The organism is Algoriphagus sp. (assembly GCF_013373065.1).
Lineage (GTDB): Bacteria > Bacteroidota > Bacteroidia > Cytophagales > Cyclobacteriaceae > Algoriphagus.
Genome location: NZ_JABXIN010000015.1, coordinates 44,067 through 58,486, shown reverse-complemented (window position 1 = coordinate 58,486; position 14,420 = coordinate 44,067). Strand labels below are relative to the sequence as shown.

12 protein-coding genes are annotated in these 14,420 nt (G+C 42.7%); 2 read left to right on the top strand and 10 right to left on the bottom strand.

The window, feature by feature from the left end; translation table 11 throughout:
* Positions 1-41 precede the first annotated feature (41 nt).
* Both HWE15_RS11265 and HWE15_RS11260 read right to left on the bottom strand, forming a co-directional pair.
* Positions 42-1,136, bottom strand: coding sequence for a DUF4249 family protein (locus HWE15_RS11265; RefSeq protein WP_290507636.1), 1,095 nt, complete (start codon positions 1,134-1,136; stop codon positions 42-44).
* Positions 1,129-3,546 carry a TonB-dependent receptor gene (locus HWE15_RS11260; protein WP_290507635.1) on the bottom strand — a complete coding sequence of 806 codons (2,418 nt, stop codon included), beginning with the start codon at positions 3,544-3,546 and terminating at the stop codon, positions 1,129-1,131. The genes HWE15_RS11265 and HWE15_RS11260 overlap by 8 nt, the downstream gene beginning before the upstream one ends.
* A 93-nt stretch (positions 3,547-3,639) precedes the next feature.
* On the opposite strand from HWE15_RS11260, the gene HWE15_RS11255 reads away from it, so the two are divergent.
* Positions 3,640-4,110 (top strand): hypothetical protein, encoded by a 471-nt coding sequence (locus HWE15_RS11255; RefSeq protein ID WP_290507634.1) that lies wholly within the window; start codon positions 3,640-3,642, stop codon positions 4,108-4,110.
* Here HWE15_RS11255 and HWE15_RS11250 read toward each other — a convergent pair.
* Positions 4,107-4,925 (bottom strand): purine-nucleoside phosphorylase, encoded by an 819-nt coding sequence (locus HWE15_RS11250; RefSeq protein WP_290507633.1) that lies wholly within the window; start codon positions 4,923-4,925, stop codon positions 4,107-4,109. The two genes, HWE15_RS11255 and HWE15_RS11250, sit on opposite strands and share 4 nt — an antisense overlap.
* A 93-nt stretch (positions 4,926-5,018) precedes the next feature.
* Between HWE15_RS11250 and HWE15_RS11245 the strand changes: the two genes are divergently transcribed.
* A complete protein-coding gene (locus tag HWE15_RS11245) occupies positions 5,019-5,543 on the top strand; it encodes an NADPH-dependent FMN reductase (protein ID WP_290507632.1) in 525 nt (174 codons plus the stop codon).
* 3 nt (positions 5,544-5,546) lie between these two features.
* On the opposite strand, the gene ftsZ is transcribed toward HWE15_RS11245, so the two are convergent.
* From ftsZ to murD, 7 genes are all read right to left on the bottom strand, one after another.
* Complete coding sequence (ftsZ, locus tag HWE15_RS11240) at positions 5,547-7,187, bottom strand: cell division protein FtsZ (RefSeq protein ID WP_290507631.1); 1,641 nt, start codon at positions 7,185-7,187, stop codon at positions 5,547-5,549.
* Between the two features lie 111 nt (positions 7,188-7,298).
* Positions 7,299-8,612, bottom strand: a complete 1,314-nt coding sequence (gene ftsA / locus HWE15_RS11235) for a cell division protein FtsA (protein WP_290507784.1) — start codon at positions 8,610-8,612, stop codon at positions 7,299-7,301.
* Between the two features lie 10 nt (positions 8,613-8,622).
* Complete coding sequence (locus HWE15_RS11230; protein ID WP_290507630.1) at positions 8,623-9,381, bottom strand: cell division protein FtsQ/DivIB; 759 nt, start codon at positions 9,379-9,381, stop codon at positions 8,623-8,625.
* Positions 9,378-10,787: a UDP-N-acetylmuramate--L-alanine ligase gene (gene murC, locus HWE15_RS11225; RefSeq protein WP_290507629.1), complete on the bottom strand. Its 1,410-nt coding sequence runs from the start codon at positions 10,785-10,787 to the stop codon at positions 9,378-9,380. Before murC ends, HWE15_RS11230 begins: the two co-directional genes overlap by 4 nt.
* On the bottom strand, positions 10,784-11,866 hold the full coding sequence (murG, locus tag HWE15_RS11220; protein WP_290507628.1) for an undecaprenyldiphospho-muramoylpentapeptide beta-N-acetylglucosaminyltransferase: 1,083 nt from the start codon (positions 11,864-11,866) through the stop codon (positions 10,784-10,786). Before murG ends, murC begins: the two co-directional genes overlap by 4 nt.
* Positions 11,867-11,895: 29 nt before the next feature.
* On the bottom strand, positions 11,896-13,071 hold the full coding sequence (locus tag HWE15_RS11215) for an FtsW/RodA/SpoVE family cell cycle protein (RefSeq protein ID WP_290507627.1): 1,176 nt from the start codon (positions 13,069-13,071) through the stop codon (positions 11,896-11,898).
* Positions 13,068-14,417, bottom strand: a complete 1,350-nt coding sequence (gene murD, locus HWE15_RS11210) for a UDP-N-acetylmuramoyl-L-alanine--D-glutamate ligase (protein WP_367203941.1) — start codon at positions 14,415-14,417, stop codon at positions 13,068-13,070. The genes HWE15_RS11215 and murD overlap by 4 nt, the downstream gene beginning before the upstream one ends.
* Positions 14,418-14,420: the final 3 nt, after the last annotated feature.

Here is a 14,420-nt window from a genome sequence, read left to right as displayed (position 1 = left end):
AATTCAAACTGACAAAATTTTGACAATCGGCTGAGAGAAAATTATTGATCAAACCACCAATGAGGGGTTTCATTGGTGCTATTTGGAAATTCACTGCATCGAAGGCAGGTTCGCGGATATTTATCCAATGGCCTTGCAGGATCATAGGTACAGACTTCAGGAATAAAAAACGGAACATCAGCCCGAGTGGTATAAATCCGTTTTTGAGAAACACGAACCACTTCAAAGTAGCCTAGAACCACCTCATCGGGATTTGAACTATTATAAACATTCCCTCGAACAGGAGCAGGTGGTGTATCAAATACAGAACCTGAATTATTGACCAGTTCACGAATTCGCCTCCAATAGTCATGTGACCCACGGGTTGTACTTACCTGTCGGACATTGAAATAATGCCTGCTCAAAAAGGATTCATCCACGATTCGTTCCGCTACCACTTGATATCCTCCTTGGCCTGACGCAGGGGCATTCTCTCCATTGAAAAGTGTAATTCGCTCCGGGTCCGGAAAATCAAACACATAGCAGTCAGGCGGTGGTTTATTGAAAGGATTTGGGAAAAAAGTCAAATTCCAATAGTATGCTTCATCCACATCCCAACGAAGAAAATACGGAAGATCTGCAGCAGGCAATTTCACATCCGAAACAATGGAAATAAAGGCTGTCTCGGGAGCTCCTTTATAATTTCCTCTTGAGAAGGTATACCCCAGCTCATCCTCTCCTACAACTTGAGGCATCTGCTCAGGTTCTGAGCGATATACCCTTCCTTCAATAATAATTTCAACAAAATAGGAAACATCTTCTCTGATCTTCATATTCCTAGGTAGCATATACTTTCCAGGCTCAATTTGATTCAGAGAATAGCGCTGATTTTCTGTATTGACAACAAAAACTTGAGCGGTAGTCACGGGTCTTGGAAGATCATTAAGCACCAAATATTGGCCAGCAAACAGAGGTTCACGATCTGCAGAAGTGGTTTCTGATAAGAATACAAACTTATCTTCATCCAGATTACTCAATTGACCATAGACAATTAGTTTTTCCACTCCTCGATCCAGTGGAAAACTGATTTGATCCACACAGGAATTGAATAGAAAGAAAATCAATCCCAGAATTCCCCAACTACCATATTTATTCATCTTCACCTCCTCCAAATTGAATACTATAAGTAATTGAAGGGAAAATCGATCCCAAAATAGCCAATCGATAGGGTCTTAATTGTCGGCTATCTCCATCCTTTTGCCAAAAAACCGAATAGGCATTTCGCCGACCTAGTAAATTATAGATACTGAAATTCAAGCTATCCCCCTTTTTTGAAAAGACTTTTTCCAAGGTATACGAAACATCCACTCGGAAATAGTCAGGTATTCGATATTGATTCCGATCACTATACTCTGGAATTACCAAGGAATTAATCACATAACTGGCATTGACTGCACTCACGGGTCGTCCGGTAGCATAATTTACGCTTAGATTAAACAAACCTCTTGGATACATCTTTCTGCTAAAAATAAAATTGACCTCATGCGGCTTGTCATAATTACTAGGAAACCACTCGCCCCTGTTGATTTGAGTCTCTTCAAATTGACCTGAACTTCTGAAAAATGAACGAGAGTAAGTGTAAGCAATCCACCCTGTCACTACCCCTAGATTTTTTTTGATCAAAAACTCCACTCCATAGGCTTTCCCTTCTCCCAAAACCACCTCCGTTTCTAGATGATTGTTTAAAAACACTTGCGCAAAATCACGGTACTCTACTTGATTTTGAGTTGTTCTAAAAAATCCATCCACTGAAAACTCCCATTTGTTTTCAATGCTATTTCTAAAAAATCCCAGCGAAAAATTATCGGATTGTTGAGGAGGAATATAGCGCGTGCTGAGTTGCCATAGGTCAATAGGGGTCGGGCCAAAGGTATTGCTTACCGATTGGATATATTGGTATAATCGGGCATAGCTTCCCTTGACGGAAGTATTATTGGCTAAATTATGCCGAACCGATAAGCGAGGTTCGAATCCTGAATAGGATTGAATAGTCCCTTTTCCAAATACTTCCTCTCCTATAATTCGGTCCTCGGAAATCGGACCAATCTCATTATAAAGGTAAACGGTGTCGGGGCCTAATTGACGATAATTGGAATATCGCAATCCTGCCACTAAACCGGTCTTTTCAGAAAAATCCCATTCCAGGCTTGTAAAAACTCCCAATTCGAGTCCTTGCTCTTTTCCGATTTTTTCTGGATTAATATTCGAGTCAGAGGAGAAGGGTCGTAATTCTTCATCTTTACCTGAATAGGCTACCCCTTCCAATCCAGAGCTAAGTGCTAAATTTTGATTGGCCCAGGTTAAGGTCACCTTCCCCTGTTGATAGCGCATGCCATTGCGAACCTCAGCAGCATCTAATCCCTCGGGGTCAAAAAACGAATTTGTAAAATCACCATCTGCAAAAATACCCCGTATAGACCAATTTTCTCCCAATATTCCCCGATAATTCAAACTACTTACCCGATTGGACCAATCGTAGCCAAATTCATTGGAAAACTTAAAGTAGTCCCCAGTCAATAAGGTTCTGGCTTCTATATCATGCCCCGGAGAAATATTCCAAGCGACTCCGAAATACCCATCGTAAAAATTCAATTTTGAGTTTTTGATATCAAAATCCCGGGCTTGTCCCAAAAGCCAATTGGCATTTGAAATCCTCCCTCCAAAAATCAAGCTTGCTTTCTCTTTTTTAATAGGACCTTCCAAAACCAATTTCCCGTTGGATGTCCCCAAACCTATCTGTCCTTTCCAATCCTCATCGGATCCCGGCCGCATTTGAATATTCAAAGCTGAACCCGCTCGGCCACCAAATGAGGCCGGAAGATTTCCTTTGTAAAGGGTAAAAGTTTCTGTTACATCTGTATTGAAAGCGGACAAGAATCCAAGGGCATGATTAGAACTCAACACAATCGCCTCATCCATTAGCAAAAGATTCTGATCAGTTTTTGCACCTCTCACATTAATCCCTGAAGTCCCCTCTCCTACCGAACTTACGCCGGGTAATAATTGAAGTCCTTTGAATATATCAGCCTCTCCAAGAAAAGCGGGAATAGCTTGGAGTTCCCGGGTAGTCAATTTGGTAATTCCAGTTATAGGATTCCGCACATTTCGGTCCGGTTCCTCGGATAATACCACCACCCCGTCCAATTCGTAGTTCTTATCCACCATTTCCAGATTCACCACACCATTGTCATATAAGGTCACTTCAGTGAAAACAGGAACTTTTGCTAAATGTCGAAAGGTCACCCGATGAAAACCAGGAGTCAAGGTTAAGTAATAAGTTCCAAAACGATCGGTGTTCACTCCCCCATAAAATCCGTCCACATGTAATCCTACTCCCTCAATAGGTTCCCCAGAATCCTTGTCCATAATCTTCCCAGTCAACACATAGGTCGAAGGTTGCTGACCTCCTTGTTTACCAAAATTGAACCTCAAAGAATCTGGAACAGCCTGTGAAAAAACCTGAACCGAGGAAAGAAAAAGAAGTATAAAAATTAAAAAAAACCTCATGAGGTTAAACAGGGTTTTACAAATTGGAATTCAAATTTAATTTAGAAACTTACATCAAAAATCTCACGTAAATCTCGATAAAATATCAGCGCAATGAATCGATTGTATGTTTATGGACTCTTGATACTATTGTTCTTAGGAGGTTGTAAGCAAGAAGATGAGGAGCCTCAAAAAGATGCCTTTATATTTGGTTGGTGGTCAGCACTATGTACAGGAAACTGTATTAAAATTTACAAACTGGAGAACGGGAAACTTTATGTGGACAATCTGAATAGTTTCCGAGAAGCTGCCTTAATTACCTACAAACCCAATCCTTTAAATTCCCAGTGGGTTCCAATTGCGGAAAATTTGGAACAAAACTTCCCGCAATACTTAAGGAACGATCCTTTCTCCGTAATCGGATGTCCGGATTGCTATGACCAAGGGGCTATTTATTTAGCTTTTGAAAATGCTTCAGGGGCCTTGTATTGGCAAATAGATACTGACCCTGCTACTTGGCCGGAAGAAATAAAACCCTACATGGAATCAGTATTAAACGCAATAGATCAACTACCTCAGGACTAAATTCTCTCCACTAACTGATAAATGATTTTGCTCAAGACAGGCTCCGCTTTGGCAGCGGCGTCTACTACGTCTTGAAGGGTGATTTTATGGATTTTACCGGGGACTCCTAAATCTGTAATGGCCGAAATCCCAAAAACCTCCATACCGGATTGACGGGCAACCAATACTTCCGGAACAGTACTCATCCCTACGGCATCAGCCCCTATGATTCGGAGGTATTTATATTCTGAAGGTGTCTCCAGATTGGGCCCAGCGACTCCAGCATAAACCCCCGTGTGCACCTTAAAGTCGTTTTCTTGAGCAATTGACAAGGCTAGTTGTACAAGGCGCTCTGAATATGCATCGCTCATGTCCGGAAATCTTGGTCCAAATTCAGCTGGATTTTCTCCCCGAAGCGGATTATCCGGAAAAAGATCAATGTGATCGGTTAAAATCATTACATCCCCTACCGCTTGTTCAGGGTTCAGTCCACCAGATGCATTGGAAACGATAAGTCGTTTTACTCCTAATTGTCGTAAAACCCGAACAGGGAAAGTAACCTGTTTCATGGAATAGCCTTCGTAATAATGAAAGCGGCCTTTCATTGCCCAGACCTTTTTCCCGGCCAATGTTCCCATCACCAGTTTTCCGGAATGAGTTTCTACTGTAGATACCGGAAAATGAGGAATATCCCCATAATCCACCTCCAAAATAGGATTAATATCCTCTCCTAACTTTCCCAATCCAGTACCTAGAATGATCATATTTTCGATCGGCTCCGGATATAGATTTTTTAAAAATTGGGCAGCTTCATGAATTTGGGACAGGTAGTTCATATTGGAAAATTTTAGCTTAAAGATAGGAAACTCGATGATTCTTCGAACTTTTGGGGGCCAAAGCTTGTATTGCTTTCATACTTGATTCTTGCTATGATAAAAATCATCCTAGGCACCAATCGAAAAAACTCTGTTTCGAAACTGATTGCACAACAATACCAGCAAATTTTAAAGGAAAAGGGAGCTGATTCTGAAATTCTGGAATTGGAGGATTTACCAGCTGATTTTATAGAAACTGCCCTCTATGAGAATAATGGTAAGAATGAGGCCTTCAATGAATTTCACAAGCGGGTTTCCGAAGGGAAAAAGTTTGTCTTTATCGTTCCAGAATACAATGGTTCCTTTCCAGGAATCTTAAAAACCTTTATCGATGGGATGACCTACCCCAACAATTTTAGAAACAAAAAGGCCGCACTGGTCGGCCTTTCTTCTGGAATAGGAGGAGGTGGCATCGCATTGAGCCACCTCACTGATATATTTCACTACTTGGGAATGCATGTCCTAGCTCTAAAACCAAAACTGGCGAAAATAGAGCAGAATATGTCAGATAACTTGCTCACCAACAAGTTGTATTTAGAATTGCTACACACCCAAGCGGAAATGCTTCTGGAATTTTAAAGATTAATCCACGTTGTCGTGAAGGAATCTGTTATTTCCTAGAATCTCATTTTCATCATTGATATTGAACTTGCTGATCGGGTTTTCCGAACTGTGCTCAGGTTCATTCAATGTCACATTCTTTCGAAGGTAGGCCGGAACTTCCAACTTCTCCTTCAACTCTTCAGGACTTGGATTCAACGAACGGCTTCCCTTCAATTTTTCAAAGCGCTCATGAGCTCTTTGAATAGCCTTTTGCTTCATTTGCTCATAATAATCATTGGCAAAAACTGGCTTAGAAGGCTCATTTGAAGGTTCCTCAGAAGATTCCTCCTTTTTTGGGGTTTCTTCTTCTTCGTACAAATCATGAACAATTTTTTCAGGCTCAGGAGTTGGCTTCACCTCTGCTGCTTTTTCCTGTGCTGATGGGAAATCGAACTTGAAACTTTCTTGCTTTGGCTCTTCTTTTACAGGTCCTTCTGTACTTTGAATAGGGGTCTTTGGAGTAGAAAAAACGAAGGTGCTTCCGTTAGAAATCGGCTCTTCCTTCACTTTTTCAGACTTCCCGCTTTCCAAGTTGATGACAGTTTTCACGTCCTCATCTTGCACTTCAGGAGTAGCTGTCGGAGTAGCGGATACAATTGGAGCAGGCTGAGCTTTTGTAGCTACAGTTGAAGTAGAACTTTTATCAAGTTTATCCATTTCAAAGCCAGTAGCAATCACAGTAACTCGAATTGCCTTTCCTAATTCCGGATCAATTCCCTGACCAAAGATCACCTCGGCATTGTCACCGGCTTTCTCTTGGATATACTCGGTAATCTCGCTCAACTCATCCATAGAAAGTTCTTCTTCCTCACCAGACATGATGGAAAGAAGGATTTTCTGAGCTCCTTTGATATCGACATTGTTCAATAGTGGAGAGGAAATTGCAGCCCCAGCAGCCCGGATAGCTCGACCTTCACCTTCCTCAGTTGAAGATCCCATCACGGCAGCACCCGCATCTTTCATTACTGTCTTAACATCTTCGAAATCAACGTTTACATCTTGATGAACGGTAATAATTTCAGCGATTGATTTAGCCGCAGTCGTCAAAATATCATCAGCTTTTCCAAAAGCAGTTCGAATCGCCAAGTTTCCATAAATCTCACGAAGCTTGTCATTTAAGATGACCAAAACCGTATCACAATTTTCACGGAGTGACTCAATCCCTGCCTGTGCAACAGCCATTTTTTTCTTGCCTTCAAACATGAAAGGCGCTGTGACAATACCTACAGTTAGGATATTCAATTCCTTAGCGATTTTAGCCAAAACAGGAGCTGCACCTGTTCCTGTACCGCCTCCCATTCCTGCGGTGATAAAGACCATTTTGGTATTATCAGCAAGGAGTTCTCGAATTTCTTCTTGGGATTCAAGAGCGGCATTTCGGCCTTGCTCAGGATTAGCACCTGCACCTAAACCTTCGGTTAGGTTGGCACCCAATTGAAGCCTCAAAGGAACCGGACTAGACTTCAAAGCTTGTGCATCGGTATTGACTACCACAAACTCCACGTCTTTAATTCCTTGATTGTACATGTGGTTGACGGCATTCGAACCGCCACCTCCGACACCGATTACCTTGATAATCGATTTTTGATTCTTTGGAAGATCAAATCTGTAATCTTTCATGTTATCTGACATATTTATTGAATTGGTGAACTAGTTATTTTCTTGTTTTAAAACCTGGTTAAATCGGGGAAATCAAGGACAGGATCCCTGATCTCCCCCCAATCATAAGCCCTAGTAATTACTATCGTCCCCGATATCATCGTGAATGATACTTTTCAGCTTTTCACCGATGTTTCGGAAAATATCTTTTGCATTAAATTCTCTTTTGATTGCTTTGGTAGTCGTCCCGCCAGCATTTGCAATTCGCTGATTGTAGAGTTCCTCTCGGTCATCAAGGGATTTAAATCCGGCCAGAACCAAACCCACCGATGTGGCATACATTGGACTTTTGACTTCCTCGATCACTGTTTTACCCAAATGCTCATTGGGATGACCGATGCGAGTATCCAAGCCTGTCATATACTCAAATAGTTGGGCTACAAATTGCAATTGGGAACCACCGCCTGTGATGACAATTCCTCCAGCTAATTTTTTGTAGTATCCACTTTGCATGATTTCATTTTGGACGATCTCAATGATCTCTTCCATTCGGGCTTGGATAATGCTCGCTAGATTTCGGATTGAAATCTCTTTAGGAGGCCGATTTCTGAGACCTGGTATGGAGACGATCTCGTTAGGATTGGCTTCCTCTGCAATAGCTTTTCCAAATCGCGTCTTCAGCAATTCAGCTTGGTTTTGCATCACCATGCAGCCCTCTTTGATGTCTTTGGTGATGATATTTCCCCCCAAAGGAATCACTGCTGTATGGCGAATGATATTTTCATAAAAAATGGCAACGTCTGTGGTTCCACCTCCAATATCCACCAAGCATACGCCTGCCTCTTTTTCCTCATCACTGAGTACTGCCAGCGAGCTTGCTAAAGGTTCTAGGATTAATTGTTTGGAGGAAAGGTTGGCTCTTCGAACACAGCGGTTGATATTATTGATTGCTGTAGTCTGAGCAGTAATGATGTGAAAATCTGCTTCTAGGCGTGTACCGGACATCCCCACAGGGTCTTTGATCCCTCCTTCATAATCCACAGTATAATCCTGAGGCATCACGTGAATGATTTTATTCCCCGGCGGTACAAGGATATTCTCCATTTCGGAAGAAAGTCGACGCACATCCTCTACCGTAATTTCATCTTCGGTAGGCTGACGCATGATGCTTCCGCTCTGGATTTTGCTTTGAATATGCTGACCGGCGATTCCGACGATTACTTCGGCAATTTCAACCTCGGCCATATCCGATGCTTCTTCCACTGCCTTTTCGATGGCATGCACGGTCTTGTCAATATTGGTGACAACCCCACGCTCTACTCCATCCGACACCGCTTTGCCCATTCCGAGCACTTCGAGTTTTCCATACTCATTTTTCCGGCCGACAATGGCACAAATCTTAGTGGTACCGATATCCAGTCCGACGATTAATTTTTCATTTTCCATACCCAAGCTATTATTCACAGACTATTTGTTCTTTAAATTTCACACTGACTCTCTCGTAGGCATCCCACCCTTTTCGGGGCAAGATTTCGCTGTAAAAAATCTGGATCCGCTCAAACTTATCGGCCAGATTACCCGCATCTCCAAGTTCGATGACTTGTCTTCCCACCTGTTGATACAAGCGGATATCCGTCTTACTATTCACCTCTACTTCGGTGATTTGAGCCTTCCAAAATTCATCTTCATTGATATACCGAATCAAATCCATCAATTCGGGCATTTCTGTCATCACATCTCCCTGATCCAAAAGCTTTTCCAATTGGGCCCCATAGAGGATCAACACGCGGCTCGTATAACTAGGCGAGGTGGGAATGATTTTTCCTTCTGTAGTTATATAGGCATCCGCAGCAAGTGGGCGAGTGATTCTCGCGATCGGCTGATGCTGTTCGATCCAAAGCTGAAGAATCCCCTTTTGTCCCAAAATGGCATCTGCGTCTTTAACAAAAGGATGCCCCTTGAGGCGATCTTCAATTTCTTTCAAAGGAACCTCCTCTAGCATCATTCCGGCCTTTAGATTTGGAAAACCTGCTTGAATAAGTGATTCGATTTCCTTTTGATCCACGAAATAAAGTCCACTGATTCCTTGAATCTGTACTTCTAATCCTTGATAGGTCTTGTATTGACTTTGCTTTTCGACAAAGCCTATGAACCCAAGCAAAATCACGCTTAGAATCAAGAAGCCGATTAACTTTCGAATCCGCATCTTTTTCATAGTACCTGTGGTTTTAATCGTGAGCGCATCCAATCCTGTACTCTTGGTACCAATCGATCGATATCTCCGGCACCCATGGTCACCAAAATTTCTGGATCCCAATCCTCCAATACATCAAAAAGCTGCTCCTTCGTAACCATCTTCTTGTTCGAGGCTTGGATATCATCAAAAAGCATCTCGGAACTTACCCCTGGAATCGGTAATTCCCGGGCTGGATAGATATCCAAAAGCAGCACCTGATCTGCCAAAGAAAGGCTTTCCGAAAAACCTTCTGCAAAATCTCGGGTTCTGGAGAAAAGATGTGGCTGAAATACCACTGTCAGCTTTTTACCAGGGTACATCGCTCGCACTGAACTCAAGCAGGCTCTAATTTCTTCAGGATGATGTGCATAGTCATCGATATAGACTCTGCTTCCTTCCTGAACCAAAATTTCAAATCGTCTTTTCACACCACGGAAAGTGGCTAAACCTGTCTTTATCTCTTGTGGAGAGAGACCATGATCTAGGGAAATCGCTATAGCCGAAAGCGCATTTTCTACATTATGAAAGCCTGGAATGAACAATTCCAAATTTTTGATTTGAACCTTTCCGTCTTCATATTCAAAGGCAAAAGAACCTGGTCTTGCTTGGACATTCTCAGCGTAAATTCCAGAGGTGGCGCGAAGTCCATAGATCTTTGTTCCTTTTTGTGGAAGATTATCCTGACCGATTTTGGAAGCAGCCTTATCCTGAATCAAAAGTTTGCCTTTTTTCTTAAGCAGCTGGATAAATTCTCGGAACCCATCCAAAATAGTTGATTCATCTCCATAGATATCCAAATGATCCGGATCAGCACTTGTCACCACTTCCACATCGGGATGAAGCCTTAAGAAAGACCGGTCAAATTCATCCGCCTCCACTACCATAATAGTGGCTTCTTTGGATGAATTTAGGATCAGATTGCTTTGGTAGTTTTGGGTAATTCCTCCTAAAAATGCCGTAACAGGCTTCCCTGCTGACTTCAGCAAATGCGCGATTAGAGAGGAGGTGGTTGTCTTACCATGGGTTCCCGCAACTGCAATAGTGTAATGTTCCGCTGTGAGCATACCTAAAACCTCAGACCTTTTCTTCATGGTAAATGATCCGGAAGAAAAGAACTGATACAAGGCTGATTCCTTCGGAATGGCAGGAGTCCAAATCACCAGTAAACCGTTTTTATCTCTAAGGAAATTTTCTGGAATCGTTGAAACCTGGTCTTCAAAACTAATAGCAATCCCTTCATCGAATAATTGATCGGTCAACGGGGAAGGCGTGCGGTCATATCCAGCAACAGCATAGCCAGCCTGATGGAACCAGCGTGCAAGAGCACTCATGCCGATTCCACCGATTCCTAGGAAATAGACGCTATGTATGCCTTCCAATTTCACGCTACCAGTTTTTCGATTTCATGGACAATAGTTTCAGTGGCCTGTGGTTTAGCCAATTTTTTTATGTTCGAACCCAGACTTTGGGCTAATTCTGGATTATTCAAAATCAGGTCAACCTCGTTTTTCATATTCCCAATGGCTTCCCCATCTTTTAGTAAAACCGCTGCATGATGGGTCACATATGCCATCGCATTCTTGGTTTGATGGTCTTCTGCCACATTCGGAGAAGGAATAAAAATCACGGGCTTCCCAACAAGGGAAAGTTCAGAGACAGACAAGGCCCCCGCTCGTGAAATAATCACATCAGCTGCTGCATAGGCCAAATCCATTTCGCGGATAAACTCTCGTACATGAATATGTTGTAGGCCGGACTTTTCGGTCCGTTCCGCCATTTCTTTGAAATAATATTTTCCAGATTGCCAAAGCACCTGATACCCATCTTTTTCAAAAGCCTCCATATCCTTCAGCATACCTTGATTCAAGGTTCTTGCACCTAAGGATCCACCAAGCACCAAGACAGTTTTTCGGTCACTCTCCAATCCAAAATACCCTAGAGCCTTTTCACGCTTTCCTTCCAAATTCAAAAGATCTTTTCTCACAGGATTTCCGGTATTGATGATTCGGTCAGCCGGAAAAAACTTTTCCATATTGGGATAGGCTACACAAATTGCGCTCGCTTTCTTAGAGAGAATTTTATTCGTCAAGCCTGCATAGGAATTCTGTTCCTGAATCAAAGTTGGAATTTGTTTACCCTGCGCAGCATAAAGTACCGGTCCGCTTGCATAGCCACCTACTCCTACCACCACTTGTGGTTCAAAATCCTTTACAATTCGTTTTGCTTGGATCAAACTTTTGAAAAGCTTAATCGGGAAACTGAGATTATCCCAAGTCAATTTCCGTTGAAGTCCAGCTACTGGTAAACCAATGATTTTGTATCCAGCCTCGGGCACTTTCTGCATTTCCATTTTCCCCAAAGCACCCACAAAAAGCACCTCACTGTCCGGATGCTTTTCCATCCAGGCATTGGCAATGGCAATCGCCGGATAGATATGTCCTCCGGTTCCTCCTCCACTGATCATTAGGCGATATGTAGGTGTAGTACTAATGGTTAAGCAGTTTTAAATTTTGGTCTATTCATGGCACTTCCAGTCTGCATTTCATCCTGATGATCACCACGGCTAACAGAAAGAATAATTCCTAAGGAAATCCCGGTAAATACTAAAGAAGTCCCTCCCATACTAAGAAGAGGCAAAGGCAAACCAGTAATTGGACCCAATCCTACAGCAACGGCCATATTCACCAAGGCTTGGATGACAAGAGCAAAGCTCAATCCTGCGGAAAGTAAGCCTCCAAAGGCCTTATTCGAATTGGCGACAATGCGCATTCCACGATAAAGCAAAGCCAGATATAGGAAGAGGACGGAAATACCACCTATCATCCCATATTCTTCTATTATGATGGCGTAGATGAAATCTGAATAAGGGTGAGGAAGTGAATTTCGTTGCTCGGAATTACCGGGACCTTTACCGGTAATCCCTCCAGTAGCAATGGCGATATAAGATTGTTCTGCCTGGAATGGGATCTTGCTTTCATCTGTAGAGGACTCTACAAAGTCCTGGATTCGTGACTTGAAAGTCTCGCCTCGTTGCCCTAGGAAAATCGCAGAAGTCAAACCAAGTACCCCGACCATCACGACAATCATGAGGTATTTGAGCGGCACCCGGCCAATAAACATGATCAAGAGACAGGTTGACAGCAACAAAATGGCTGTAGACATATTCGCTAAACCGATCAACGCACAGATAATCCCTATTGCAATGATGATAGGCAAGAAGGTGCTTTTGAAGTCAGAGATGTTATTCTGACGGCGGGCCAGCATTGCAGCCAAGGCGGCAATCAAGGCCAACTTAGCCAAATCCGAAGGTTGAAAAGCCTGATTGATTACCGGAATCGTCAACCAACGATTCGCTTCATTGATATTGGATCCGAATAGGAAGGTAATCAAAAGCAAAGGCATGGACAGGTACATTGCCAACCTTGCATACAAGGCATAGTTTCTATAGGGTACTTTATGTGCAAGCCACATGACTCCTAAGGAGACAAAAACCAAAACGGAATGGCGCACCAAGTACAATTCAGTGTTTCCTCCAGCATATTTATAAGCCAAAGAACCTGTCGCTGAATACACCACAAGAATACTGAATAGAGATAGCAGTATCACGATCCCCCAAATGATGGGATCACCCTTGAAATGCTCATCGATCCATGACTTAAACTGGCTCATGCGCTGACTTTCATTTTAAGGTTCAACACTCCTTCTCTAAACTGCTTACCTCGATCTTCATAGTTTCGGAATAGATCGAAACTCGCACAGGCTGGAGAGAGCAATACCACATCCCCAGGCTGAGATAATTCCCTTCCCCAGTTGATGGCTTCGTCAATATTTTGTGTTTCCCGAATGACAGGAATAACTCCTGAAAATGCCTTTAGAAGCTTTTCATTATTCTTTCCAAGACAGATCAATGCTTTCACCCTCCCGGCAATTAGTGGGAGAATGGAGGAATAATCATTCCCTTTATCCACCCCACCAGCGATCCAAACAATCCCTGATGGATAATTTTCAAGTGCATAAGCCGTGGCTTCCACATTGGTCCCCTTGCTGTCATTCACATACAGCACCCCATCTAACTCAGCCACCTTTTCCATGCGGTGGGGAGCATTTTGGAAGGTTTTTATAGCTTTCTCTATTTCCTCCTGGCTTAGACCGACCAAACGAGCTGCTGAGATGGCGAATAAGGCATTGAGGACATTATGTTTCCCTTGAATCGGAAGTTGATCAACAGAAATCTGAATGGGTTCATCTCCTATTCCGATATGGAGCATTTCTCCATCCAAATAGCTGGTCGCATCAGATTCTTGAAGGGAGATGAAAATTTTCTTAGCTCTGATTTTGGAAGAATCCAGTCCCTTCCGACTAAGTGGATCTTCGCTCATAAACAAAGCATAATCCTGTTTCTTCTGATTGATAAATAGTCGGAATTTGGAAACGATGTATTTCACAATTTTCCCCTCATACCGATCCAAATGATCAGGAGTAATATTGGTTAGGATTGCAATATGCGGTTGGAAAGTCTGTAAGCCATCGATCTGGAAACTACTCGTTTCAATTACCCACCAATCCTTATCCGAGTCCAACAATTGAGCTGCCCAACTATGACCAACATTTCCCGCCAAACCGACATTTAATCCAGCTTCTTTAAGCAAATGGTAGGTTAGTAAAGTGGTAGTCGTTTTTCCGTTAGTTCCTGTGATTGCGATTACTTTCCCATTCGAAAAATGATGGGCCAACTCCAATTCATCCACAACAGCCAGCCCTTGATCCAAGGCTTTTTGAATAATCGGAATCGAAAATGGAATACCAGGACTTTTGATAATCAAATCCACATCCAATATTCTCTCCTCTGAATGCTTTCCTTCCTCAAATTCAATCCCTGCATCCATCAGACGCTGCTTCCGATCTGGATTGATCTGGCCAGCATCACTTACGAAAACCCCATAGCCCATCCGCTGGGCTAGCAATGCTGCTCCCAGTCCACTTTCTCCTGCTCCTATGATGGCTACGTTTTTCAAGAT

What these genes read in the sequence shown, in the direction of transcription:
- HWE15_RS11230 (WP_290507630.1), bottom strand. Translation starts at nt 9,381, where the DNA reads ATGAAAAAGATGCGGATTCGAAAGTTAATCGGCTTCTTGATTCTAAGC.
- HWE15_RS11255 (WP_290507634.1), top strand. Translation starts at nt 3,640, where the DNA reads ATGAATCGATTGTATGTTTATGGACTCTTGATACTATTGTTCTTAGGA.
- HWE15_RS11260 (WP_290507635.1), bottom strand. Translation starts at nt 3,546, where the DNA reads ATGAGGTTTTTTTTAATTTTTATACTTCTTTTTCTTTCCTCGGTTCAG.
- HWE15_RS11215 (WP_290507627.1), bottom strand. Translation starts at nt 13,071, where the DNA reads ATGAGCCAGTTTAAGTCATGGATCGATGAGCATTTCAAGGGTGATCCC.
- murG (WP_290507628.1), bottom strand. Translation starts at nt 11,866, where the DNA reads ATGATCAGTGGAGGAGGAACCGGAGGACATATCTATCCGGCGATTGCC.
- HWE15_RS11265 (WP_290507636.1), bottom strand. Translation starts at nt 1,136, where the DNA reads ATGAATAAATATGGTAGTTGGGGAATTCTGGGATTGATTTTCTTTCTA.
- HWE15_RS11245 (WP_290507632.1), top strand. Translation starts at nt 5,019, where the DNA reads ATGATAAAAATCATCCTAGGCACCAATCGAAAAAACTCTGTTTCGAAA.
- ftsZ (WP_290507631.1), bottom strand. Translation starts at nt 7,187, where the DNA reads ATGAAAGATTACAGATTTGATCTTCCAAAGAATCAAAAATCGATTATC.
- ftsA (WP_290507784.1), bottom strand. Translation starts at nt 8,612, where the DNA reads ATGGAAAATGAAAAATTAATCGTCGGACTGGATATCGGTACCACTAAG.
- HWE15_RS11250 (WP_290507633.1), bottom strand. Translation starts at nt 4,925, where the DNA reads ATGAACTACCTGTCCCAAATTCATGAAGCTGCCCAATTTTTAAAAAAT.